Consider the following 17,504-nt stretch of genomic DNA (forward strand, 5'->3'; position numbering starts at 1 on the left):
CCAAGCCGAAAAAGCGCTCTGCTTCGATAGCATGATGGGAACATCATCCATCACCCCTATCAATCATGAGCCTATCTCTCAAGCCTGCGAACCTGAAGCGCTATCGTGACCTGCTGATGCTGTTTTACAAATACGGTCATGGCGATCTGGTGAAGAACGCACCGGTGATCGATGATCCGCTGCCATTTGCCCCGCCTCCGCCAATGCCGATGGAGGCGCGAGAGCTGGCGAAGGATGTGGAGAGGCTGGGGCCGACCTACATCAAGCTGGCCCAGCTGCTGTCCACGCGCTCTGACATGGTGCCGCAGGGGTATCGGGAGGCGCTGGCGAGACTGCAGGATGGGGTGGAGCCCTTTCCATTTGAACAGGTGCAGGCGATCGTGGCGATGGAAGTGGGGGCGAGAGTGTCGAAGGCGTTTACGGAATTTGAAGATGTGCCCATTGCGGCGGCGTCTCTGGGGCAGGTGCACCGCGCGGTGCTGCGCAGCGGGCAGCAGGTGGTGGTGAAAATCCAACGGCCTGATGCAAGGCAGAATGTTTCCGAAGACCTGGACGCAATGACGGAACTGGCAACCTTTCTGGAAGCACACACGGACATGGGGAGGCGGTATGGGCTCGTGCAGATCGTGGAGGAACTGCGAAAGTCGATGCTGCGGGAACTGGACTACCGTCTGGAGGCGATGAACCTGCAGCTCATGCGGGAGCATCTGGGCGCGTTTAAACGGATACTGGTGCCCGCCCCGGTGGAGGATTACTCGAGCGGGAGAGTGCTAACGATGGAGCATGTGACAGGGCAGAAGATCACGAAATTCAGTCCGCTGATCCGAGTGGAGATCGATGGAGATGGACTGGCGGAAGAATTGTTTCAGGCCTACCTGCACCAGATCCTGGTAGTGGGGGTGTTTCATGCGGATCCGCATCCGGGGAATATTTTTCTGACGGATGATCATCGCATCGCGCTGCTGGATCTGGGGATGGTGGGCCGTGTGGGCAGAAACATGCAGGATCTGCTGCTGAAGCTGCTGCTGGGAATCAGCGAAGGGAACGGGGACCAGGCGGCGGCAGTGGCGGAAAAGATGGGGCAGCCGGACGAGGACTACGATGCACTGGCGTTTAAGCGCCAGATCGCTGACATCGTGAGCCAGCAGCGTACGGCGAACCTGAACGATTTGCAGGTGGGACGGGTGGTGCTGGAAGTGCAGAGAATCGCAGGCGACTGCCATCTGAGGGTGCCGCCAGAGTTTACGCTGCTGGGCAAGACACTTCTAAATCTGGACCTGGTGGGACGAACGCTGTCGCCAAAGTTTGACCCGAATGAGTCAGTGCGGCGCAATGCGGCGAAAATCCTGCATGAGCAGGCGCTGAAGAGCTTTTCCTCTGGGAATCTATTTGGCCTGATGCTGGAGGCGAAGGAGTTTCTGGAGCGCCTGCCCTCGCGGATGAATCAGCTGATGGATCTGATCTCGACGAACAAGCTGAAAATGAAGGTGGAGACGTTTAATGAAAACCTGGTGATCACGACGCTGCAGAAGATCGCCAACCGGATCACGCTGGGGCTGATTTTAGCATCGCTGATTGTGGGTGCGGCGCTGCTGATGAGGGTGGAGACTTCGTTTCGAGTTTTTGGGTATCCCGGAGTGGCGATGCTGTTCTTTTTCCTGGCTGCGGGAGGCGGGCTGACGCTGGCGTGGCAGATCGTGAGGAGTGACCGCACGCAAAGGTAGGGAGCCTAAGGTGGGGTAGATACCACGATGTGTGGAGATGTGCCCTTTTTGAGATTCGGTGCACGAAGTGAGAAGTGAACGTCACTGGAGCTCGTGGTGAGGGGCGGATAAATAGATCTAGGTTTGATTTGTGCGTTGTCAGATCGGGATTCAACGCAGCCCGTTTTATCCTGCCCCTCTGCTAAACGAGCTACGGATGAGGTGCGACTGGCCTATGCTGCGTCTCGCAACGTATTTGCGCACTTGGTGGTATCCTTGTGACGAACCGAGGTGAATTCGTCTGCTTGATGGGTACAGATGTTCTTCCAGCGGAAGACGAGAATACAAAAAAGGCGGCTGGAACTCAGCCGCCTTTTGAAGAGAAGGGCGCTTATCAACGCCCGGGAGAGGCGCCGCCGCTGGTGGCACCACCACCGGCACCGCCTGAGACTCCGCCAGGGGAACCACCTGAAGCGCCGCCTGTGCTGCCGGCGGAAGTTCCTCCGGAGGTTGCGCCCGAGGTTCCACCTGAGGTGGTGCCGGTTGTCGCGGCAGCACCGCCTGCGGTGGTGGCAGGAACGCCGCCTGCAGTCGTGGCGGGAACTCCGCCAGCCGTGGTCGCTGGTTTTCCACCTGCGGTTGTGGCCTGAGCGCCGCCAGCGGTGGTTGCGGGAACACCGCCTGCTGTATTGGCCGTCACGCCGCCAGCGGTATTTGCTGTCGTAGAGCCGTTGGTGGTTCGGGCGACGGTCGCGCCGCTCGTGGTGCCATTGGTTGTGGGAGCCACGGTTGTGCCGCTGGTGGTGCCATTGGTGATCGGGGCGGCGGTGGTACTGTTGGTATTGGTGGCGGTGCGATTATTGGAGAGATTGGCCGCGCCATTGACATTCGCGCCGCCCATTCCTGTGGATGCGCCGCCGCCCGCGGTTCCGCTAGGAACTGAAACTGAACTAGAGGAATTCACTCTGACTCCTCCGCTTGAGTTTCTTAACGCAGCAGCGCCCGTGGGATTGACTGTGACGCCCGTTTGAGCATCTCCTACCGGGACCTGATTGTTGATGGTGCCGCTTGCGGTAGTTTGCGCGCCACCAGGAGGAAGGAGAGCGCCATTTGCGGCGAAGCGGCGGCCACCAGGGGCGACGATGACGCTGCCATCTGTATTCACGTAGGTGTCGCCGTCGCCTACGTATCCGCCTCCGCCTGTGCCGACTGCAGCGCTGCCAGTGCCGGGAGAAGTAGCCTGTCCGTTAACATTCACTGCGGTACCGGTGCCGACCGTAGTCGTGGAACCGTTGACGCTGGGGGCTATACGGGGAGAGCCGCGGAAGCCGCCGGGATCTGTATCGGGAACTCCGGACTGGCCAGGCAGGGCCTGCTGCCCGGGCACGGATACCGGAGATTGCGGTGAGGAGCCGTTGGGGTTCCGTTCCAAAACAAAGCCGCTGAAGTCCGATGGAAGAGGGAGCAGCCGGCCATCACGGGAAAGCACCTTTCCTTCGGGAATGAGCGCCTGTGTGATGCGAGTGGCGAGTCCTTTGCGAATGAGGTAGGCCTGGCCGCGAGAGAAGATGATGCCGTCTTTTACAGGACCCGGATCTGTGGAAGCGATGACATATTCCGGAGGCTGCGGGACGAGATTACCATCCTCCGTGAGGACCTGGCCGTCGGGGACAAGGGCGTGATTGATCTGAGCGGCTCGACCGTTGTAAATCAAGTAGGGATGTCCGCGATAATATACTATGCCATTTGGCACCACATCCGAGTCGTTTGTCGAAGGAACGACCTCCCTGGGGCGGGGGACGGTGTTTTGAGCAGTCACGACGCCTGTGAAAGAGAGAAGAGCGATGCAGAGAAAAGGTAAGTGTGAAGGTTTCATGGTACGGGGAGATACGCAAAGGCGCACACCCGCAGCCCTCGGGGGCAATGCTGCCATGGGGGTAAGGAGGCAGAATTCCAAAGGATGGAAGGGGGGCAGTTCATGGCGATCTCTGATCTCCAGATTTCCGAAGCGAGCATCAGGTGTTCGCATTTTGACGTCTAGTCGTGCAGGACGTCGCGAACTTTCCCACGCACAGCCATCAGTCTTTGATGGCAGGCAAAACACTAAACCTAAACGTACCGTCATGAAAACCACCAATCTGATTCTTGCTTGCACCTTCCTGGGTGTAGCCGCAGTAAACGCCCAGCAGGCCACCACCACGACGACGACCACCAGAGCTGTCACCTATGGGAGTGGCGTGATCTCTGAATTTACACCGGACACAAACATCGTGGTGAAAGAAACCACGGGCCCGGTCACCTATCGCTACGGCAAAAAGGTGATCTATGAAACGAAAAACGGGCGGGTGATCTCCGCCACGGACCTGCCAACCCGCGTGAAGGTGGGAACACCGGTGCAAGTCTATTACGACATGGACGGCAATGCACGCGTGGTGAACCGTGTTGTGATCGATGAAGATTAATCACGGTTTCAGATCCCTGGCAGAGATGTCAGGCGACTGAAAGCCAGACGATGAAATGCAACATGCATCGGGAGCAAGGCATCCGCAGGCTTCCGCATCGACGAAAGCAATGTGACCACTGATTTGGTTTCGACTTTACCGACGAGAGCAATGGCAGTGATCAAGGGCGTGGGTCCTCCTTGGGCCGCACGCCCACCTTTTTTATAGGTGCAAAACAAGAGATTCGGATAAGGAGAAGAAATGTTGAGGAGTCAAATAATGGGACGATGAATTGAAGTCTCGGACACGTCCTCGGTTTGATGGGGCCGAGGGCAATGCGGGTAACGAATTCATAGACAGCCGTACAAACCCCCGGCTTTTTTTATGAAACCTTCATACCTTGCAAATTATCTTTTAGCCGTCGCCGCACCGTTGAGCGCACTGACTTTGTCCTGCCTCGCGCAAACCGTGCCTCCACCTCTGCCGGTGGAGAGAACGGAATCCGTGGTGACTGTGCGCGCAGATCCACATGCTACTGGCAACATCAGCGCGATGGACAGCGGCAAACTGACTCTGGTCAATGACCTGGGCAGCATGACGGTGTACCTGCTGAACTCGGACACTGAATTCACTGACAAAACCGGTCAGACGATATCGCCAACCAGTTTGACAACGCAAACGCCGATCACGGTGTATTACACTCCGGTGGGCAATGCGCTGCTGGCGACGAAGGTGGTCGTGAGCGGCACGCTTTTCTCCGATGGCGTGCTGACGGAGATAGGCCCTGATGCCCTCGTGATCCAGATGCCCGGAGCGCCGGCTGCCCCTGTGCGCTACATTCAGGATGCGGCCACCAAAGTCGTCGATCCACGTGGAAAGGCGGTCAAGGTTCTGGCTCCTGGGGATCCGGTCCGGGTATTTTATGCCAGAGCAGGCAATGCGATGGTGGCGACGAAGATCGAAGTACTGGGTCCGAACGGTTCTGGCGTGCCCGCTTCTGTCAAGACCCAGACGACAACCACGACTGTGACGCGCACGGTGAGGCCGTGACGCTTCTGCCGGGTCCCGGCCAGCCATGCGAAAAGCAGGTGGGGCCGGGATGCCAGATGTGAGAGGAACGAGGGCTCCGGCAGAATCTAGAGCGGCATCTGGCCGCCGGTGGCACCGTACACTTCTCCGGTGACATAGCTCGCGTGAGGACCGGCAAGAAAGACGAAGATGGGAGAGATTTCAGCTGGTTGGGCCGCTCGACCAAAGGCGGTGTGCGCCCCAAACATCTTCACCCTCTCATGCGTCATGGTGGAAGGAATGAGCGGCGTCCATACCGGCCCGGGAGCGACGGCATTCACCCGCACTCCCTGCTGGATCGCGAGATGTGCCATGGAACGTGTGAAACTGACGATGGCCGCCTTCGTGGAGGCGTAGGCCAGGAGATTTGGGCTGGGGTCGAAGGCCTGGATGGAAGCGGTATTGATGATCGAGGAGCCTGCGACCATCTCTGGAAGCAACCTCCTGCAAAGGCGCACCATGGCAAAGACATTGACTTCGTAGGTGCGCAGCCATTCTTCATCAGCGACTTCTGCAAGCGACTGGTGGGTGCGCTGGAAGGCGGCGTTGTTTACGAGGATGTCTATGCCGCCAAGTCCGCGCAGCGCCGCTGCCGCGAGCTCATCGCAGGTCTCTTTTGAATTGAGATCTCCAGGTAGGATGATGGCCTTGCGTCCGGCATCCTTGACAAACTGAGCGGTCACGTGTGCATCGTCGTGCTCGGAAAGGTAGGAGATGGCCACATCCGCGCCCTCACGTGCAAAAGCGATGGCGGCAGCGCGACCGACGCCGCTGTCCGCACCGGTGATCAAAGCGCGGCGACCTTTGAGCAGTCCACTGCCAGCATAGCTTTTTTCGCCATGATCTGCGAGTGGGAGCATGTCAGTCTCTCTGCCGGGAGAAGGCTGGCTGCAGCTGCCATAGGGAGGTCTGGGATAGAGGTCGCGCGGGTCGGAAAGGGTATTCATGGCGAAGATTGAGGAGGTAATTGCAATCTTCGTGCTTTTTAGCAGCGGCGGACGTGGTGAATGCGTCGGGCTGGTTGCTGAAGCACGACTCAGGCAGGTTGCCCTCTGCATGGGGTGCGCAGAGAAAGTGGGGCACTGAGAAGCGAATGAAGGAAACCTCCAAGGTCCCGAGGTAGGCATCAGGCATACTCTGACGAGGTGTACAGGGCGGGGTCGGGTTGTGGGGAAACAGGTGCCATGTATGAGTCTCCCATCATGAAAACTCACACCACCTCCTCATCATCCCTGTCCATGGCAGCCACCAGCATAGAGACTGAAGTGCAGCAGCCAGCGGACGAAGAACTCATGGCCGCCATCCAGCAGCAGAATGCAGTGGCGCTCGAAACTCTCATGAACCGCTACCGCCGGCTGCTGAAGAGCGCCATCATGCGGACCGTCAATGATGACGCAGCTGCTGAAGACGTGCTGCAAGACTGCTTCCTCGAGCTGTGGCGCCAGGCAGATCACTACTCTCCGGCCAAGGGCCGCCCGCTGGCATGGCTGATGACTCTGGGCAAGCGCCGCGCGATCGACTACCTTCGCCGTTCAATGGCCTATAGTCGCGCGAAAGACCGCATGGAGACCTCGCTGCAGGTGAACGCGACATCCACGCATGACTCCGCCAGTGACTGCGAGCAGGCGGACATGGGACGGGTGATTGGCGAGCATTTGACGCTGCTGCCCGAAGCGCAGCAGCAGGTGATCGTGCTGGCCTTTCTGCAGGGGATGAGCCAGCGGGAGGTGGCGGAGGCCACACACACGCCGCTTGGTACCGTAAAAACACGCATGGAGCTCGGGTTGAAGAAGCTGCGCCAGACATTTCGCACTCGGAGCTCGATCCACACGCTGCAGGCCGCATGATTTGATGAGAAAATTCCGCGGCATGCATCCACCAGGAGGATCTCTGGCGAACTGTCATCAGACAACGAAATCGTTCAATCGCACCGCGAGCGAGATTCCTGTCGAAGGGCGTGAGTCTGAAAAGACTGCACGCCCCATTTTTTTTGAATGCTTGCGGTCCTGCGTGAAGAAAACTATGCGTGAATCACGCCACGAGCAGGGAACCACCACGCGCATGATGCACGATGGAGAGGCATGAGACGCAAAAAGAACCTGGTCCAAATCTTCCGAAAGCCTGGTGCGCAGCGAGATGAGCCGCCACCAAGGCGATTTTTGAAACTGCTGGGTCCGGGATTGATCACGGGTGCGTCGGATGATGATCCCAGCGGCATCGCCACATATTCGCAGGCGGGCGCGCAGCACGGCTATGGAATGCTTTGGACCATGCTGTTTGTTTATCCGCTGATGACGAGTATCCAGGAGATCAGTGCGAGGATCGGCCGGGTAACGGGACAGGGGATCGCCGGAAACATCCGGCGACATTATTCGGTCTGGCTGCTGCATCCCCTGGTGATTCTGCTGCTGATTGCAAACACGATCAATCTGGCGGCGGATCTTAGCGCGATGGGAGCTGCGGTGAAGCTGCTGATCGGCGGGCCGGCGCTTCTGTATGTGGTGGTGCTGGCAGGTGTCTCAGTGGTGCTGCAGGTCCGCATTCCCTACAGCCGCTATGCGAAGATCCTGCGGTGGCTGTGCGTGGCACTTTTTGCGTATGTGGCGACGGTTTTTATGGTGAAGATCGACTGGGGCAAGGCGGTGACCGGCACCTTCATTCCGAATCTGGTTCTGGATGGCAGGAGCCTGACCATGTTCATCGCGGTGCTGGGGACCACAATCAGTCCGTATCTGTTTTTTTGGCAGGCGGCGGGGGAGGTGGAAGAGGTGAAAAGCAAGGACGAGGTGAAGCCGCTGAAGCAGGCGCCGGAGCAGGCCCCGAAGGAGACGCAGAGGATCGTGTGGGATACGTATGTCGGAATGGCATTTTCTAATATCGTGGCATTCTTCATCATCCTGACGACAGCGGCAACGCTGCACCAGAATGGGAAGACGGAGATCGAAACGGCTGCGCAGGCGGCAGAGGCCCTGCGCCCAGTGGCAGGGCCGCTGGCATTCTTTCTATTTGCGGTGGGCATCGTAGGCACTGGAATGCTGGCGCTGCCGGTGCTGGCGGGATCCGCCGCTTATGCGGTGGGAGAAGCGCTGAGGTGGCCAACCGGGCTGGAACGCAAGGCGCGGGAGGCGAAAGGATTTTACGCAGTGATCGCGATCGCAACCCTGCTGGGGCTGGCGCTGAACTTTACCCCGATGGATCCGATCAAGGCGCTTATTTGGACGGCGGTGATCAACGGCGTGACGGCGGTGCCGCTGATGGTGGTGATGATGCTGATGACAACAAACCGGAAGGTGATGGGCCAGTTTACGCTGTCTCGTTACCTGCTCGTCACTGGCTGGCTGGCAACGGTGCTGATGGCAGCGGCGTCAGTGGGGCTGTTCTGGACGTGGGGGGAATGATGAATGACGGGCACTTGGGGCAGCGGGGCTATTTTTTGGGGGTGCAGGTGGAACGGTCTTTGGCGGGGCCGTGATGTTTGCCGAGATTGGAAGCAGAATTGAGCAGGGCGACATGGGAGAAGGCCTGGGGAAAATTGCCGACGAGTTGGCGTGTGCGGGGATCATACTCCTCGGAGAGAAGGCCGAGATCATTGCGGAGGGAGAGAAGGCGCTCAAACATCTCGCGGGCCTGCGCATAGCGGCCGCTGAGATTCAGGCAATCAACAAACCAGAAGGAGCAGGGGAGGAAAGCGCCTTCACCGCTGGGCAGACCGTCCACGTCGGTGTCGGTGTGGTAGCGCAGGACGAAGCCGCCGTGCATAAGATTCTTTTCGATGGCGGCGATGGTGGACTGGACCCGGGGATCGCTGGCTGGAAGAAATCCGACGAGGGGGATCATGAGCAGACTGGCATCGAGCTTGTCGCTGTCGAAGGACTGTACAAAGGAGCCGACTTTGGAATTGAAGGCACGGGAGCAGATCTCGGAATGGATGCGGTCGCGCACTCGGCGCCATTCGGCGGCATCTCCGGAAAGGTGGAACTTTTCGCAGGCCTGTACGGCGCGATCCATGGCGACCCAGGCGAGCACCTTTGAATGAGTGAAATGGCGGGGCGGCCCACGGACCTCCCAGATGCCCATGTCGGCTTCCTGCCAGTGTTCTGCGACGAACTTGACCAGGGTACGCTCGAGCGACCACGCGGCGGGATCGAGTTTCATTCCGAGGCGTCGGGCCTGGTGCATGACGTCGATCACCTCGCCATAAACATCGAGCTGAAACTGCAAGGAAGCAGCATTTCCCACGCGGACAGGCTGGGAACCAGCATAGCCTGCCAGATAGGAGAGCTCGTATTCGATGGGGCACCTTTCGCCCGCGGCACCGTAAAGGGTCTGGATCTGGGAGGGGCTGCCAGCCACAGCGCGAAGGAGCCAGGAACGCCAGGCCTTTGCCTCCTCCATGTAGCCTGCGCCCAAAAGGGAGTAGAGGGTGAAGGTGGCATCCCGCAGCCAGCAGTAGCGGTAATCCCAATTTCGGGTGCCGCCGATTTCCTCCGGGAGGGAGGTGGTGGGCGCGGCGATGATGCCACCAGTGGGTGCGTAGGTCAGACCTTTGAGCACGAGGAGGGAGCGAAGCACCGCGTCCCTCCATTCGGTGCCAGGGCGCGCGTGGGAGGCCCACTCGGTCCAGAATTCCTCCGTGCGGCGAAGGCTTTCCACGGAGTTTTCCGCAGCAGGTGGCGGTTTGTGTGAAGGATACCAAGTGAGCACGAAGGCCTTTGACTCTCCCTCGTGAACGGTGAAGCGGGCGACGGTGGAGAGGTCTTCCCCGTGGAGTGGGACATCGCTGCGGACGACAACGGCGTCTGCGCCAGCCATGGCGATGATCCCGTCGTCCAGGCGCTGAACCCAGGGGATGAGGCGACCGTAGTCAAATCGCAGCACAAGAGTCATTTCCATTTCCACGCTGCCACGAACGCCGACGACGGTGCGCACGACATCGGGATAATCATCGCGCAGTGGCATGCAGTCCGTAAGCCGAACGCAGCCGCCTATAGTTTCAAATTCGGTATCTAGAATCAGGGTGTCACCGCGGTAACGGCGGGAGGACTTGATAACCTCGCCTTTGGGAGAGATTTTCCAGTAGCCGTTTTCCTCCGTGCCGAGCAGTCGGGCAAAGAAGGCACCGGAGTCAAATCGTGGCATGCAAAGCCAGTCAATGGAGCCGTCACGGCTGACGAGGGCGGCGGTTTCGGTATCGCTGAGGAAACCGTAGTCTTCGATTGGCATGACAGGCATGGCTCAGAAAGTTCGCATGGAGGGACAGGCGCGGAGGTATGCATCGTACAACAGGAGCTATGGGCGCGATGGCCCGGTACAAAAAAGCCCGCGCGACCCATGGGTCGCGCGGGGGTTTTGGGTTTCTCTACTTAACGAGCAGAAGGGGCTCAGGTATGAGCGCGCTGTCTGCTGCTGAAGAAGGGGATGTGCCAGTTTCGATGTTTGGTGGCCGCCGTGTTGTTGTTCATTCTGTAGCGGCTGCTCACGGGGGCGGTGGGCTGAGCGTGGGTGGAACGGTGCATGCCAAACCAGCTGCGGCTGGAGGCGGGTTGGTAGTCAGTGCCGGAGTGACGATGGAACCAGCTGTGGGCGCGGCCGGAAGGTGTTGCGGTGACGGCCTGAGCTGAGGTGTCTCTTTTTCCAGTCAATCTGCCCCAGAAACTGGTCCGCATAGGCATGGTGGTGGAGGCAGTGGCGCTGATGGGCTGGCGCTGCACGACATTGCCGGTGTTTTCCTTGAAGGCTGTGCCGAAAGAACCACCGACAGAGGGATCGCTCTGGGCAGATGCCATGCCTGCAAAGAGGGGCATCGCGAGAGTGAGGATAAGAGCTTTGATTTTCATGTTGATGTGGGGGTTGTCCCACTGAGTAATCGTGTGTCGAAGGTGCTGGGGACTCAGGAAAGCTCCCTGCGGCGGGCTCGGGAGCATGGGGCGGGCTTAGAGCTTCTCCAGACAGGCATTGATGACGAGCGGGAGATGCAACTCCAGCCACTGGACCATGCGCGTCTCTTCCAGAATGATCTGATCGAAGGTGAGCACGATCTCATTCATGCCGAGGCGGAGAGCGCCGGTGCGCATGGCTGTGTAGTGGGCGATTTCAAAGTGCTCGGCGGCGTAAATGGTGAGAAGGGCCTTGATGCGGTCCTCACTGGCAAAGGAGGCACCAGCTCCGCGCAGGAGCTCCAGGCCGCTGGTGAGCGAATCGCCGACTGAGGTGGTGTCTGCGCCGAGCTTGTTCAAGCATGCGACCATGGCATCTGCATGACGCTGAGTTTCGTGGCAGTGGGACTGCGCCTTTTCGCGAAGGCATTCCGGATTGTCGGGATTATTGACCTGACGCATGAGGGCCTGTTCCATGGTTTTTTCCAAGGCATGGGCTTCACGCAGCCATGCGACAAGCTGTTCAGCGGTTTTCATGATAGGGGCGTGGTTGGAGGCGAAAGCAAGATGACGCGTGGCCCGTCCGAAGTGGCTTGCGCAATGGTTGTAATGCGCACTCACCATGGTCACGGCGGCAAGCGTGCCTATGCAAAGAGGTGGATGCCGAAGAAGATCAGCACCCCGTGTGTGGGGTCTTCCTCCTGCGCCATCTTGGTAGAGGCTGGTGTTGGGCGTGTGCCCGAGGGCAGGAACGGAGGTGGTGCAGGAAGAAGAGAAATACGAAGACTTGCGGATGACCTGGCGGCGGGGGAAGGCCGCCAAGTCACCGTGCCTAAGTGATCAACTAGCGCGGTCAGCAATTGCACTCTTCTTTTTCGCTTTCGCGAAGGGCTTTTTCCACGGCATCACGTGTTTCCCCGGTGCGCTTCTGGATGCGGCCGATGAGTTCGTCGGTCTTGCCGTCAACGTTTGCGAGGTCGTCATCAGTGAGTTGGGCCCATTTCTGTTTGAGCTTTCCCTTCATGATGTTCCAGTCGCCTTTCATGGTGGTTGTGTTCATAGTCGTATGTGTTGGTGGTTTAATGGAACTGCGTGGCAAATGAGTTGCCACGATGTGAGTCCGAAAATGGCATCGCTCCCGAAGAGGTATGCGGATGTAAGGGAGAAGCCCTGACGACTTGGTGAAGGAGGAGCGCGACGATGAAGAGCGGAATGCGATACGTCCTCGAAGGGTTTTACTCCCGATGGCTAGGATGAAACTCAAGAGAACCAACATGGAAGACAAAATGAAAAGCGAGATGAAGCCAGCGGAGGAGACTCCTCTGAAGGAGATTGCTGAAACAAAAGCAGATGTCCTCCATCCGGAAGACAGTGTGGAAACCGCCGGTGAGCGCATGCGCAACCACGATGCCAGCAAATGGCCGGTGGTTCAGGGCAGCAAGCTGGTGGGCATGGTCACCCAGGAGAATCCAGACTGGAAGATAGGAGGCCGGGGCCACGATCCGAAGTCGTGGAAGGTGGGGCAGATCATGAGCCAGGCTGTGGCCTTCTGCTATGAGGACGAAGACTGCGCCAGTGCAGAACGGCTCATGAATGAACGCGGGCTGGACTATCTTCCAGTAGTGGACCGTGAGATGCGCATCATCGGCATCTTCAGCCGGCAGCAGATCAAGGCTGGAGTTCAGGCGGCGGACAAAGAAATAAACGAAGGGAATGACTGAGCGGCGAGGCGCAGGCGGCGCCTGGATGATCAGACAAAGTGCTCGGCATCGCACTCGCGCATGGCTTTCTCAATGACCTGACGGGAGGCTCCAGTGCGCTTTTGAATGCGACCAATGAGCTCGTCAGTCCTGCCTTCCACTTTTTTCAAAGTGTTGTGGGTGATTCGTGCCCAGGTCTGCTTGAGTTTTCCCTTGAGGATGTTCCAGTCGCCCTGGGCGGTCATGGCATTCATGGTGGTCGGAGTTTGAAGGTTGGTTCTGCGGTGGCAGCGCGTATCGGGCAGAATATCGCAAGCGCAGGTGGAAGTGGATGTGGCTGGATGGGGAGAGCCAGGGGATGAGCGAAAAAAAGGCAGGGACCAGTGAGGTCCCTGCCTGTGGTAAAGGGGTGGCGGATTCGATTACAGTTCGTTGAGGATGTTGTCCACTTCCGCGCGGGTCTTGCCGAGGCGCTTCTGCAGGCGACCGTAGAGCTCGTCCTCCTTGCCCTTTTCATAGAGGACATCGTCGTCGGTGAGGTTCGCAAACTTTTGCTTTAGCTTGCCTTTCATCTCGTTCCAGTTGCCCTTTATCTTGAGGGCGCTGGGGGAGTCCGTGGCGGCTTCGCGGGCCTTTTCCATCTTCTCGCTGTTTTCCTGGCGAACCTTGTTTTTGTCGCAGGAGACGAGGCCGAGACCGAGGGAGAGGAAGGGGGTGAGGAGGAGAATTTTAAATCGTGTTTTCATGGTGTGAGGAGAGGGTGGTTTCACTTGTCTCACCTACTCATCGCATGTGGGCATGCGCGCGGGCGTCTAAGAATGGGCGGAAGAGGAGGGAGGTGATGAAGCGGCGTTCGGGGAGCCCTCCGCCTGAGCGGTCCGATGTAGCGGGGGGCGCGAGCAGTGACTGCCGTGCCGGCGCGCAAAGGCGTTTGTGAACTCGGCACCGAAGAAGAAAATCAGCGAGGAGTAGAAGATCCAGGCAAGGATGATGACGAGTGAGCCGACCGCACCATAGGCTGACGCAAAAGCAGTGTGCCCAAGATAGATGCCGAGGAGGAATTTGCCCAGTACGAAGAGCAAAGCGGTCAGTGCTGCACCCGTCCAAACATCCCGCCAGGTGATACGCACATCCGGAAGGTAGCGGTATATGGCGGCAAAGAGAAGGGTGATGACGACAAAAGTGACGAGTGAATTGACACCCTCCCAAAGTACGCCGAAACCCGGCGCCCAAAGTTCCATGCGAGTGCTGACCGCAGCAATGCCCGCGGAGAGAACGAGGGAGACGAGCATGAGAAAACCGAGAGCGAAAACCATGGCGAAGGAGAGGAGTCGTCCGCGGATGAGCGCGCGCCAGGGGAACTCGCGCGGCGGAACCTCCCAGATGGTGTTCAGAGACTCCTGGAGTTCGGCAAAAACGCCGGAGGCACCGACGAGAAGAATGACGAAACCGATGATGGTGGCCCAGAGGCCGGCGGCCTGTTTCGCGGACTGAGTGAGAATGGTCTCCGCGATGGCGCCTCCCTCTCTTCCCATAAGGGTAGAAAGCTGGGTGATGATGGCGTGGCGGGCCTCATCCTGCTCGACGACCCAGCCCGCAATCCCGACCACCAGCACAAGCAGTGGTGCCATGGAAAACGTCGCGTAGTAGGCGAGCGCCGCTGCCATTTTTGGGGCATTGTGAGCCTTCCACGCAGCAAACGATTCTTTGAGCAGGAGAATAAAGGCTTTCATGGGAGGAATAATCTTTTCACCTGATGAATCGCGAGCGGGCGGTAATTCGAAGACAGGAAAACGGAGGATAGATTGATCAGGCCGCCACAGAGGAGGAATCGATGCAGCTAACACCGGACCTCAAGCGAAGTCCCTACTGGAGGAAGATCATGAGTGCAGAAACCATTTTACCCAAACGCCTCCGAGCTGCTGCGCCTTGCCTAGGACAGGGCAGCCAGATCGAAGTGGAACAACGGGCGGCCGAACTGGCCTTGAGTGACGGACGCGAAAAGGTGGATGACCGAGACCTGGCGCAGGCTGCGGCGGAACTGGCGGGCGGAGGAACGACGCTGAAGGCACCAAAGTCTGAGTTTTCTGTCAATTCGCTGAATGAGCGGGACGAACTTCCTGTGCAGACTGGACATTTGGTGAACACCGCGTCTTCAGATGAGGATGTCGAAAACATCGCGGAGCAACTGATTGGCAACGGACTGGAGGAAGCAGATCATGACATTCGTGTGACGGCGGAGCTGGAGAGAAAAATGCAGAAGTAGGAGTAGGGCAACTAGACAAGTCCGAGGGGAATACGGAGTCCGATGATACTGGAACCCCTTTATTCAGCTTACTCATGATCCATTTCGTCTGCACATGTGGCAACACCCTGTTTTTTGAGAACACTCAATGTCTGCAGTGTGGCAGCACGGTGGGCTACGATCTGGCAGACAACTCCATGAAGCCGCATACGGCAGAACTTGTGCAGTGCCGCAATGGGAGTGAGTTTGGTGTGTGCAACTGGGTGGTGCCGGCGAAAGGGCCTGAGTATTGTGCCTCGTGTTCGTTGAACCACATGGTGCCGGACCTCAAGGTGCCGGGGAACCAGGATGCGTGGCACAAGATGGAATCGGCAAAGCGACGGGCGATCTACACGTTGGCGCGGCTGCGGCTGACGCCTTTCAGCAAGGTGGGAAATCCGGACGGGCTGAGCTTTGACTTTCTGACGCCGATTCCAAACCTGTGTGTGATGACGGGGCATGACGACGGGATGATCACGCTGAATCTGAATGAGGCGGATGATTTGTACCGCGAACGCCAGCGGCATCAGCTGGGAGAGCCCTACAGAACTTTGGTCGGGCATTTCAGGCATGAACTGGGACACTACTATTGGGACCGCTTTTTTAAGGGGCGCGGCGAGGACGATGCGCTTCTGGAGGAATACCGAAAGCTGTTTGGCGACGAGCGCGAGGACTATGGTGCGGCATTGGCAAAATACTATGCCAACGGGCCGGTGACGACGTGGTCCACGACGCACATCACGAGCTATGCCACCTCGCATCCGTGGGAGGATTGGGCGGAAACGTGGGCGCAGTATTTGCACATCGTGGACGGCACGGAGACTGCGAAGGCTTTCGGGTGGATGAGCAAAAGCGTCCCCATCCCTTTCACGCCATTCCGCTCGGAGGAGGTGCTGGCGGATTCGCCGAACTCGGATGCGAGTTTTCTGAGCACTCTCAACGACTGGGCCAAGCTCTCTCCAGCGATGAACGAACTGGCGGCAAGCCTGGGGCATGCAACGATGTTTCCGTTTGTCTTTTCCCTGCAGACCGCGCAGAAGATTCTCTTCGTTCACAGAATGGTGACCACGGCGGCGCGATCCTGGGGCAATCCTCCGGAGGCTACTAAAACGACGGTGGGGAATCCAGCAGTGCAGAAGCAGACGGTGCAGCCACCGCCATTGCCAACTCAGCCGCCGCCGCTGCCGGTTCAAGGGGGGAAGATGCAGGCGAAGGGTGTTGCGGCTTAGTTTTGGGGTAAGCTGACGCGTTCCCTCGAAGCGAGAGTTGGAGTAAGTTCCCCAGTGCCGGCTCCTGCGTTCCCTTTACCCGCCATACACCTCATCGTAATTTATAACCCAAAAGTGCGGCGTCGCAGACGTCCTTCAGCTTTTGGGGGCGCGGAGAAGGGCCATAACGGCCATTTCATCAGGGCTCAGTTTGGTGGAGGGATGTAGCAGCCGCTGCTCTTGACGAGCGGGGATGGTCCGGCCAGAGGTGTAGTGGGAGAGGATGGCGGGGTGAATGTAGCAGCGCCGGCAGACTGCGGCGGTGTTGCCGAGAATTTTGGCTACAGCTTTGACGGCCTGCGTGATATTTCGCCGGGCTTCGGTTGGAGAATTAAAGTTGGCGAGTTCGCGCAAGGCGATGGCGGTGAGGATGGTGCCAGCCCAAGTGCGGAAGTCCTTGGCTGAAAACTCTGCTCCTGCGATTTCGCGGAGATAGGCGTTCACATTGTCGGAGGTGACTTCGTGCACCTTCCCAGCGTCGTCGAGATAGCCAAAGAGATGCTGGCCTGGTAGTTCCTGGCAGCGTCGGACGAGCTTGGCGAGGCGGGGATCGCGCAGGCCGATCTGATGGCGCATTCCGCTTTTTCCTTTGAAGGAGAAAGTGATCTGGGAACCTTTGACCCTTGCGTGATTGTTTTGCAGGGTGGTGAGACCATAGCTGCCATTTTTCTGGGCATACTCGTCGTTGCCCACGCGGATGAGGGTGGTTTCGAGGAGCCGCACGATGGTGGCCATGATTTTCTGACGGGTGAAACCGCGGCTGCGCAAGTCTACGGAAACTCGACGACGAATGCGGGGGAGAACGGCGCCAAAAGCGAGCATGCGCTCGTATTTTGACACATCCCGCACGGCCTGCCAGCGTGGGTGGTAGCGGTATTGCTTGCGACGGCGAGCATCTCGACCAGTTGCCTGGATGTGGCCGTTCGGCAGTGGGCAGATCCAGACGTCTGTCCAAGCCGGGGGTATGACGAGGCTGCGGATCCGGCGCTGGGTCTGAGCATTGCGCAGAGGAGCACCCTTCGGCATGTGATAGACAAAACCCTTGCCTCTTCGGCTGCGGGTGATGCCAGGCTGGTCATCCAGCACATACCGCAACCCGGCCTGACGCGCGGAGGTGAGGGGGGCTGCAGTAAGGGCTGGAGAAGCACTGGCTCTTTTCATGGC

At 58.6% G+C, this 17,504-nt stretch carries 18 protein-coding genes; 8 read left to right on the forward strand and 10 right to left on the reverse strand.

The features are described 5' to 3' along the window. Window positions 1-65: 65 nt before the first annotated feature. On the forward strand, window positions 66-1,724 hold the full coding sequence (locus tag ACILSR_RS06510; protein WP_395748923.1) for an ABC1 kinase family protein: 1,659 nt from the start codon (window positions 66-68) through the stop codon (window positions 1,722-1,724). Between the two features lie 373 nt (window positions 1,725-2,097). Here ACILSR_RS06510 and ACILSR_RS06515 read toward each other — a convergent pair whose 3' ends face one another. Further along, a complete protein-coding gene (locus tag ACILSR_RS06515; protein WP_395748924.1) occupies window positions 2,098-3,579 on the reverse strand; it encodes a hypothetical protein in 1,482 nt (493 codons plus the stop codon). 247 nt (window positions 3,580-3,826) lie between these two features. On the opposite strand from ACILSR_RS06515, the gene ACILSR_RS06520 reads away from it, so the two are divergent. Then, window positions 3,827-4,165, forward strand: a complete 339-nt coding sequence (locus ACILSR_RS06520) for a hypothetical protein (RefSeq protein ID WP_395748925.1) — start codon at window positions 3,827-3,829, stop codon at window positions 4,163-4,165. A 363-nt stretch (window positions 4,166-4,528) separates the two neighbouring features. Beyond that, window positions 4,529-5,194: a hypothetical protein gene (locus ACILSR_RS06525; RefSeq protein WP_395748926.1), complete on the forward strand. Its 666-nt coding sequence runs from the start codon at window positions 4,529-4,531 to the stop codon at window positions 5,192-5,194. A gap of 86 nt (window positions 5,195-5,280) precedes the next feature. Here ACILSR_RS06525 and ACILSR_RS06530 read toward each other — a convergent pair whose 3' ends face one another. Further along, complete coding sequence (locus ACILSR_RS06530) at window positions 5,281-6,159, reverse strand: SDR family oxidoreductase (RefSeq protein WP_395748927.1); 879 nt, start codon at window positions 6,157-6,159, stop codon at window positions 5,281-5,283. A 255-nt stretch (window positions 6,160-6,414) separates the two neighbouring features. Here ACILSR_RS06530 and ACILSR_RS06535 point away from each other — a divergent pair, with 255 nt between their 5' ends. Next, complete coding sequence (locus ACILSR_RS06535; RefSeq protein WP_395748928.1) at window positions 6,415-7,059, forward strand: sigma-70 family RNA polymerase sigma factor; 645 nt, start codon at window positions 6,415-6,417, stop codon at window positions 7,057-7,059. Between the two features lie 234 nt (window positions 7,060-7,293). Next, window positions 7,294-8,610, forward strand: a complete 1,317-nt coding sequence (locus tag ACILSR_RS06540; RefSeq protein ID WP_395748929.1) for an Nramp family divalent metal transporter — start codon at window positions 7,294-7,296, stop codon at window positions 8,608-8,610. Between the two features lie 28 nt (window positions 8,611-8,638). On the opposite strand, the gene ACILSR_RS06545 is transcribed toward ACILSR_RS06540, so the two are convergent. The 4 genes from ACILSR_RS06545 to ACILSR_RS06560 all read right to left on the reverse strand — a co-directional run bounded on the left by ACILSR_RS06545 (window position 8,639) and on the right by ACILSR_RS06560 (window position 12,148). After that, window positions 8,639-10,435 carry a glycoside hydrolase family 15 protein gene (locus ACILSR_RS06545; RefSeq protein ID WP_395748966.1) on the reverse strand — a complete coding sequence of 599 codons (1,797 nt, stop codon included), beginning with the start codon at window positions 10,433-10,435 and terminating at the stop codon, window positions 8,639-8,641. A 158-nt stretch (window positions 10,436-10,593) separates the two neighbouring features. Then, a complete protein-coding gene (locus ACILSR_RS06550; protein WP_395748930.1) occupies window positions 10,594-11,049 on the reverse strand; it encodes a hypothetical protein in 456 nt (151 codons plus the stop codon). Window positions 11,050-11,145: 96 nt separating this feature from the next. Continuing rightward, on the reverse strand, window positions 11,146-11,625 hold the full coding sequence (locus ACILSR_RS06555; RefSeq protein WP_395748931.1) for a DUF892 family protein: 480 nt from the start codon (window positions 11,623-11,625) through the stop codon (window positions 11,146-11,148). Window positions 11,626-11,941: 316 nt separating this feature from the next. After that, window positions 11,942-12,148 (reverse strand): CsbD family protein, encoded by a 207-nt coding sequence (locus ACILSR_RS06560; protein ID WP_395748932.1) that lies wholly within the window; start codon window positions 12,146-12,148, stop codon window positions 11,942-11,944. A gap of 193 nt (window positions 12,149-12,341) precedes the next feature. Here ACILSR_RS06560 and ACILSR_RS06565 point away from each other — a divergent pair, with 193 nt between their 5' ends. Beyond that, entirely contained in the window at window positions 12,342-12,809 is a 468-nt protein-coding gene (locus ACILSR_RS06565; RefSeq protein ID WP_395748933.1) for a CBS domain-containing protein, read from the forward strand. A gap of 29 nt (window positions 12,810-12,838) precedes the next feature. Here ACILSR_RS06565 and ACILSR_RS06570 read toward each other — a convergent pair whose 3' ends face one another. The 3 genes from ACILSR_RS06570 to ACILSR_RS06580 all read right to left on the reverse strand — a co-directional run bounded on the left by ACILSR_RS06570 (window position 12,839) and on the right by ACILSR_RS06580 (window position 14,521). Further along, window positions 12,839-13,042 carry a CsbD family protein gene (locus tag ACILSR_RS06570; protein WP_395748934.1) on the reverse strand — a complete coding sequence of 68 codons (204 nt, stop codon included), beginning with the start codon at window positions 13,040-13,042 and terminating at the stop codon, window positions 12,839-12,841. A gap of 168 nt (window positions 13,043-13,210) precedes the next feature. Beyond that, window positions 13,211-13,429, reverse strand: a complete 219-nt coding sequence (locus tag ACILSR_RS06575; RefSeq protein WP_395748967.1) for a CsbD family protein — start codon at window positions 13,427-13,429, stop codon at window positions 13,211-13,213. Between the two features lie 171 nt (window positions 13,430-13,600). Continuing rightward, the gene (locus ACILSR_RS06580) at window positions 13,601-14,521 is read right to left on the reverse strand and encodes a YihY/virulence factor BrkB family protein (RefSeq protein WP_395748935.1); all 921 of its coding nucleotides are present in this window, start codon (window positions 14,519-14,521) and stop codon (window positions 13,601-13,603) included. A 149-nt stretch (window positions 14,522-14,670) separates the two neighbouring features. On the opposite strand from ACILSR_RS06580, the gene ACILSR_RS06585 reads away from it, so the two are divergent. Both ACILSR_RS06585 and ACILSR_RS06590 read left to right on the forward strand, forming a co-directional pair. Then, complete coding sequence (locus tag ACILSR_RS06585) at window positions 14,671-15,054, forward strand: hypothetical protein (RefSeq protein ID WP_395748936.1); 384 nt, start codon at window positions 14,671-14,673, stop codon at window positions 15,052-15,054. Between the two features lie 74 nt (window positions 15,055-15,128). Further along, window positions 15,129-16,301 carry a putative zinc-binding metallopeptidase gene (locus ACILSR_RS06590; protein WP_395748937.1) on the forward strand — a complete coding sequence of 391 codons (1,173 nt, stop codon included), beginning with the start codon at window positions 15,129-15,131 and terminating at the stop codon, window positions 16,299-16,301. Between the two features lie 135 nt (window positions 16,302-16,436). On the opposite strand, the gene ACILSR_RS06595 is transcribed toward ACILSR_RS06590, so the two are convergent. Beyond that, window positions 16,437-17,501, reverse strand: coding sequence for a DNA topoisomerase IB (locus tag ACILSR_RS06595; protein WP_395748938.1), 1,065 nt, complete (start codon window positions 17,499-17,501; stop codon window positions 16,437-16,439). Between the last annotated feature and the right edge of the window lie 3 nt (window positions 17,502-17,504).

Origin of the sequence: Prosthecobacter sp., assembly GCF_044222565.1 — a bacterium.
Classification (GTDB): domain Bacteria; phylum Verrucomicrobiota; class Verrucomicrobiia; order Verrucomicrobiales; family Verrucomicrobiaceae; genus Prosthecobacter.